The following is a 6,788-nucleotide window of genomic DNA, read 5'->3' on the forward strand; positions in this document are numbered from 1 at the left end:
AAAGTCATTCTTGTCGTTTGTATACGTAGCCGCTATTTTCAAATTGACTCAGTAATGAGTTTTCAGACACGTCCTAGAATAAAGTGGGTAGACGTATTAAAGGGACTGGCAATTATTTTTTTAGTCTTCTCCCACTTGGTACCTCATGGTTTTAAAGGGAATGAGTCGATGGATAAAAGCTTTATTATAGGTTATTTTTATTCCTTCCATATGCCTCTTTTCTTTTTTGCTTCTGGGTTTACCTCTAATTTTCAAAAGTATAAGTTTAGTAGTTTTTTGTGGTCTAAAATCAAAACAATCCTTTTACCATATACGACTCTTTATATATGTTCCTTATTGTATTTTGGTTGGATGCATTGGATGGGGATTGTCGGAACACTTGATCCAATGGTTGTTATTGAAACTTTTTTATATGCAGATGGGAATCACCTGGGTATTCTTAATATGTCTCTATGGTTCCTACCTTGTCTCTTCTTGGCCCAAATCATTTCGTACTTAGTTTTGAAAATTTCCTCAAAGAGAAGTTATATGTATGTATTTTGGATATTGCTAACTATTTTAGGGGCATTTCTAAGTAAGCTTGACACACATGCACTTCCCTGGTCATTTGGTACGTCCGTTAATGCAGCTTCTTTAATTATTTGTGGTTATTTATTTAAATTAAACGAACAATTTTTTATCGAAAAACTTAAAATTAATAAACCATACATTGCTTATACTGGTGGATTCTTGGGTCTTTTATTATTTTTAATAAATGATAAACCAGGCATGTCAGGAAATTACTATGGACATAATTATGTGTTATTTTATCTGTCGGTACTGGGCAGTCTAGTGTTCTATATTTACTTATCCAAAAAAATTGAGTCATCTAGCTTGTTGTCCTATTTTGGTAAAAATTCTTTAGTTATATTTGGTCTGCATGGGCTAATACTTAGCTTCTGGGAGAATGTGAATTTTTACGAGATGTTTTCTGTTAAAACAAATATGTATTTAGATGGAATTTCATTTGTTGTTATTTCTACCTTGCTTGTCTTTTTAAGTTGTGTCCTTTTTATTGAAATATTTAATAGATTCTTACCATTCCTGATCGGCAAAAATTTTAGTTTTGGCAATTCTAAAATAACTACAATTCCTAATAAGAATGTATAACGATTAACTTAAAAAAGCCCCCGATTTTTATTCGAGGGTTTTTTTATGCGTCGGACATCTGGATTGAATTAGAAAAGATCAGGATTATCAGGGTATATTTTTCTGAATTGTGAACGTATAAGCTCAATTTTTTCTTTTGTGATAGATGATGTCTTTTTCAATACGATGGCTTTTACATTATTATCAAGAGTATAGCTTTTTAAAGGTTTAAAATTATTTTTAAGAGATCCGTTCATAACCTCTTCTGCGAGTATACCTACAACTTTTTGACCACTTTCACCTAAATGGTATTGTGTAGGTAATGCGATCACAACATAATCGGACTCAAAAAACGACACTGGAAAGCCATCTCTTAAATCCACATGATGAGTCAGATTCATAAACGGAAGAGCGTTGCTATTGTCAGGCATTTCGATCTGTCTGAGTATGTCATCATTAAGGATTCCAGAGCTCGATAGGACATATACTTTATGCTGTTCTGATGAAATTTCCTTAAGATCAGCCGTCAGTTGCTTCAAAACAGGTATATCTGTTCTTACTCTAGGTGTTTGTTTAAAGTCACTGAATAAAGGAGAAAAGTAGGTAACAGGCCGTGCATTTGTATTCGTAAAGGTTACTAAGAAATTACAAAGCACTAAATAAGCCAGAATAACTAAGCCAACACTTTTTGCATATTTTATCTTGGACAAATAGTTTAGAATGAGAATAACGCCACTAATAAATAGAATTAACACATTCACTGTAAGCAGATAATAATGCTGAGAAGCTAAGCTTTGGATTCTTGTAAAAAGAAAGTACGTAATGAATAAGTTCGTAACTAAAAAGATTGATATATACCTAGTTTTACTCATAAAGAGCAAGCCTACACAACCAACAAGAGCTATGATAAAAATGAAGGCTCCGTAATGATAAAATAAATTCTGCAAGTTACTTAAGACGTCACCAAAATAATAAGCTGAGTAGGCGTTCTTAAAGTTATTGGTCAGAGCTCTTTGAATAAATTCATTGAAGAATATGATAAGAAATAATGCGCTTGAAGCTCCTATAATGAAAAAGTTTAAAATAACCTGTAAAAGCTGCTTAAAGCGAAACTCTTTTTCTAGAATCCATTTGAATAAAAAGGCGATACCGATCGACCCAAAAAAAGATACGATCCAGAATCCATACCATCTTCTTGTGAATGTTAGTAATACCAGACAAGCAGCTAAAAGTAAAATCGCTTTTAAATTTAAATGTTTAAAATCATTATTAAATAAGATAACTAAGGACAAGCCGATAAAAATAAGTCCAATAGAATCCAGATATCCACCTAACATAGGAGCTATCATAATTGGAAAAGTAAATGTAAGTACAAAGATGATAAGAACGTTCAATTTTGTGTTGAACTGGATTTGATCAGCAATCTTGATACATAATAAGAACAGGATCAAACAAGATGGATACAAGAAGCAGGTATAGATTGCTAACACATAGCTCATGTAGCTTGTACCTAAGAACTTTAAGGGTAGAGCGAGAAAGACTGTTGGGAACACGGAATAATCGTCTCTTAAAATACTTGCATAGATTTGTTTAGATGCTGCTATAAAATCTGTACTTAAAAGGTTGTTAAATTGTATGGAAGTATTCCAATAGGCCGAAAAGTCCCAATAATAAATGAAATGTTCCCTTTGGAGAAAAGCATAAATGAATATAATCCCAACAAGATAGCCGCCAAAAGCTAGGTATTGCACCATTATTTCTTTCTTTGCATATGTTAAGATACCACTGATGTGTAAAATGTATGTAGCACCTATGACAAACGACTGAGCAATATTTATACTGAATAATATGGAAATATAGTAAGAATCAATTTTAAACAATATGAGAATCGGGATAAGTAGCCACATCAAAATCAAATAGGACCAAACAAAATTTTTATTAACTCTCGATAAATTCAAAAGCATATTCCCTCCCAAAATAGTGTGCTTATTAATTTTATAGTAATCATAAATGAAAGTATATACAGAAGATGTTGGAGGTTTCGTGAATGATAATAAAGGAAGTACTTGCAGGCGCAAAGATCATTGAACCCGTGGTCCATGGTGATCACCGTGGTTTTTTTATGGAAAGCTACAATGATCAAATTATGAAGCAACATGGAATCAACTATGCGTTTATTCAGGATAATCAGTCCTTATCTACAGAAGCTGGCGTAATCCGAGGGTTGCATTACCAGCTTAATCCCAAAGCTCAGACCAAACTCATCCGAGTGCTGTTTGGAGCCATCTATGATGTTATTGTAGATATTCGAAAAAGTTCTCCAACATTCGGCCAATGGGTTGGGGTGATCTTAAGTGAACACAATAAGCGTCAATTACTGGTTCCTAAAGGGTTTGCTCATGGGTTCTGTACGCTTGTTCCAAATACTCAAGTGTTGTATAAGGTAGACGAGTATTATTCACCCGAAAATGATCGGGGAATTCTGTGGAATGACCCTGCGTTGGGGATTGATTGGCCAACTTCTCAGGCTATTCTTTCAGAGAAGGACCAGAATCATCCAACATTAAAGGATGCAGACATTAATTTTGACTAGAGTGATAATAACCGACTGTTTTTCGTTCTGTTCCAAAATAACACATGTTATTGTATTAAGCATGTTTTAGGAGGTATTTATGAAACTTCTTGTCACTGGCGGTGCCGGTTTTATTGGCAGTAACTTTGTATTGTATATGTTAAAAAAGCACCCCGATTACGAAATTGTGAATATTGATGCTCTTACGTATGCGGGTAACCTGGAAAATTTGAAGTCCATCGAAGATCATCCCAAACATACCTTTGTTAAAGCAGATATTACTAATGCACAAGTGATGGACCAACTGATGCAGCAAGGAATTGATGTGGTGGTGAATTTTGCGGCAGAGTCGCATGTGGACCGGAGTATTTTGGAGCCGGAAGTGTTTGTGAAAACAAACGTACTGGGTACACAGGTGTTATTGGATGCCGCCAAAAAATATAATGTGACCAAATTTGTACAGGTATCGACAGATGAAGTATACGGTTCTCTGGGTGAAACAGGATTGTTCACAGAGGAAACTCCATTGCAGCCTAATAGTCCCTATTCTGCCTCCAAGGCAGGCGGTGATCTGTTAGTTCGTGCATATCATGAAACCTTCGGTCTGCCAGTGAATATCACGCGTTGTTCTAATAACTACGGTCCATACCAATTCCCAGAAAAACTGATTCCGTTAATGATTTCACGTGCATTGAGCGACCAACAGCTACCTGTGTATGGGGATGGCTTGAACATTCGCGACTGGTTGTATGTAGAGGATCATTGCAGTGCAATCGATCTGGTCATTCATCAAGGGAAGCTTGGTGAGGTATACAATATCGGTGGAAATAACGAGCGAACGAATGTGCATATTGTCAAAACGGTATTGGAGGAGCTGGGCAAGCCAGAATCTCTGATTTCGTATGTGCAGGATCGCCCAGGTCATGACCGCCGTTATGGCATTGATCCAACGAAGACCATGAATGAGCTGGGCTGGACGCCAAAGCACTCTTTTGAGACGGGCATTAAAGAAACGATTCGCTGGTACTTGGAAAATGAGGAATGGTGGACCCGCATTCAATCTGGTGAATATCAGCAATATTATGCTAAGCAGTATGGTTCCCGCTTAGGGGATGTGTAAAATGAGAATATTGGTTACTGGAGCATCCGGCCAACTCGGCAAGGATGTAGTGAACGTTTTTCAGGGCCAGGGACATGATGTCTGGGGATACGATCGGGAACAGCTGGATATAACGGATTTGGAGCAGGTTGTAAAGATCGTGGGACAGTACCAACCTGATGCTATCATCCACTGTGCAGCGTATACGGCTGTGGATGCAGCCGAGTCTGATATAGATACGGCTTACCAAGTCAATGCGTCGGGAACACGCAACATGGCATTGGCTGCGGAAAAAACAGGAGCTAAACTGGTTTATATCAGTACAGATTATGTATTTGATGGAACAGCCGAGAAGCCTTATCATGAATATGATAATACGAATCCACAGAGTATCTATGGAAAGTCCAAACGTGCGGGAGAGGTATTGACCCAAACACTTTCCTCTAGGTACTTTATTGTTCGTACTTCTTGGGTATATGGATTGCACGGGAACAATTTTGTAAAAACAATGCTGAAGCTTGGACAGGAAAAGCCGAACCTTCAGGTCGTGAATGATCAGAAAGGCTCACCTACCTATACGGTGGATTTGGCACGTTTTTTGGCGGAATTGATTCAAACGGAGAAGTATGGCATATATCATGCATCCAATAGCGGTTCTTGCACCTGGTACGAGTTTACACAAGCTATTTTGCAGGATGCCGCAGAGCTATTTGCTGTAAAGATCACTGCAAATGTAGAGCCATGCAGCACAGAGCAGTTTCCCCGACCCGCAGCGCGACCACGTAATTCCGTGATGGAGCATATTGCGATCCGGAGCAACGGATTCCACGATTTACAGGATTGGCGCAAGGGATTACGTGTCTTTTTACGGGAGTATTTTAATAAATCCGAGTAATTTAAACTTTATTATAGCTATCAAAAAATCTCCCATCATTTCAGGATTGGGAGATTTTATTAATTTAAGACTATGTTGATAAAGCACGATGAGCATTATAATGTATAGGCAGGTGGGACATACACATCCCTGTACCCCATATTTTTAAAGAAGGAGGGCATGACTCTGAACAGACCTAAAGTACAAATTTTATTGTCTACATATAATGGAGCAGCTTACTTAGACGAGCAGATAGAAAGTCTCATCAATCAAAAAGACGTAGAAGTTCAGATTCTAATCCGTGATGATGGCTCAACAGATGATACGGTTGATAAGTTGAGTATACTGGAGCAACGTTATCCCCAACAGATTAGGTTATGCCGAGAGAGTAATGTGGGTGTCATTGCGAGCTTTTTTGATTTGATTGAAAGATCGTCCGAGGCATTTGACTATTACGCATTTTGTGATCAGGATGATGTGTGGATGCAAAACAAGCTTGCTCGGGCTGTAGCACGTCTCAGGGAAAAGGATGGGAGTCGACCGCTGATGTATTGTTCAGCAACGCAAATGGTCTCTCAAAACTTGGAACCTCTCAAAGTATGGCCATCCGATATCCCTAGATCTTTATCCTTCCATAATGCTCTCATCGAGAATGTATGTGTAGGTTGTACCATGGTAATCAATAAAGAAACACTTCAGCTCGTGAAAACGAGAATGCCGGATACTTTGGATAACATTATCATGCATGACTGGTGGATTTACTTGTGCACCTCCTCTTTTGGTGAGGTTATATTTGATCACGAGCCATATATCTGGTATCGGCAGCATCAAAACAATGTGCTGGGAGGTTCAACAGATGGCTGGCTTGGCAAGTGGAGGAAAAGACTAAGTAGATTCGTAAAAGGGAAAAATCGCTATATTTTAAGTAAACAAGCCCGGCAATTTGTTCAACTATATGGACAAGACATGCCTTCCCAAATGTACAGAGATGTGGATCAATTCCTGGATAGCTACCAAAAGGGTGTGCTTTCTCGTATGAGATATATTGGGCAGTCTCCATTCTATAGGCAGTCACGGTTGGACAACTGGATTTATAAATTTGTTTTTATAATGGG

General features: G+C 37.8%; 6 protein-coding genes. 5 read left to right on the forward strand and 1 reads right to left on the reverse strand.

Annotated elements, in window-relative coordinates; genetic code table 11:
• The first annotated feature begins 54 nt into the window (after positions 1-54).
• On the forward strand, positions 55-1,149 hold the full coding sequence (locus AC5V8P_RS21935) for an acyltransferase family protein (RefSeq protein ID WP_064795795.1): 1,095 nt from the start codon (positions 55-57) through the stop codon (positions 1,147-1,149).
• A 68-nt stretch (positions 1,150-1,217) separates the two neighbouring features.
• On the opposite strand, the gene AC5V8P_RS21940 is transcribed toward AC5V8P_RS21935, so the two are convergent.
• Positions 1,218-3,092 (reverse strand): hypothetical protein, encoded by a 1,875-nt coding sequence (locus AC5V8P_RS21940; RefSeq protein ID WP_064795793.1) that lies wholly within the window; start codon positions 3,090-3,092, stop codon positions 1,218-1,220.
• An 83-nt stretch (positions 3,093-3,175) separates the two neighbouring features.
• Here AC5V8P_RS21940 and rfbC point away from each other — a divergent pair, with 83 nt between their 5' ends.
• From rfbC to AC5V8P_RS21960, 4 genes are all read left to right on the forward strand, one after another.
• Positions 3,176-3,721, forward strand: coding sequence for a dTDP-4-dehydrorhamnose 3,5-epimerase (rfbC, locus tag AC5V8P_RS21945; protein WP_064795792.1), 546 nt, complete (start codon positions 3,176-3,178; stop codon positions 3,719-3,721).
• Positions 3,722-3,800: 79 nt separating this feature from the next.
• On the forward strand, positions 3,801-4,820 hold the full coding sequence (gene rfbB, locus AC5V8P_RS21950) for a dTDP-glucose 4,6-dehydratase (protein WP_064795791.1): 1,020 nt from the start codon (positions 3,801-3,803) through the stop codon (positions 4,818-4,820).
• Between the two features lies 1 nt (position 4,821).
• The gene (gene rfbD, locus AC5V8P_RS21955) at positions 4,822-5,694 is read left to right on the forward strand and encodes a dTDP-4-dehydrorhamnose reductase (protein ID WP_064795790.1); all 873 of its coding nucleotides are present in this window, start codon (positions 4,822-4,824) and stop codon (positions 5,692-5,694) included.
• Between the two features lie 159 nt (positions 5,695-5,853).
• On the forward strand, positions 5,854-6,788 hold a 935-nt coding region (locus AC5V8P_RS21960), incomplete at its 3' end, for a glycosyltransferase family 2 protein (protein ID WP_495473861.1).

The organism is Paenibacillus sp. N119s, from assembly GCF_059447605.1.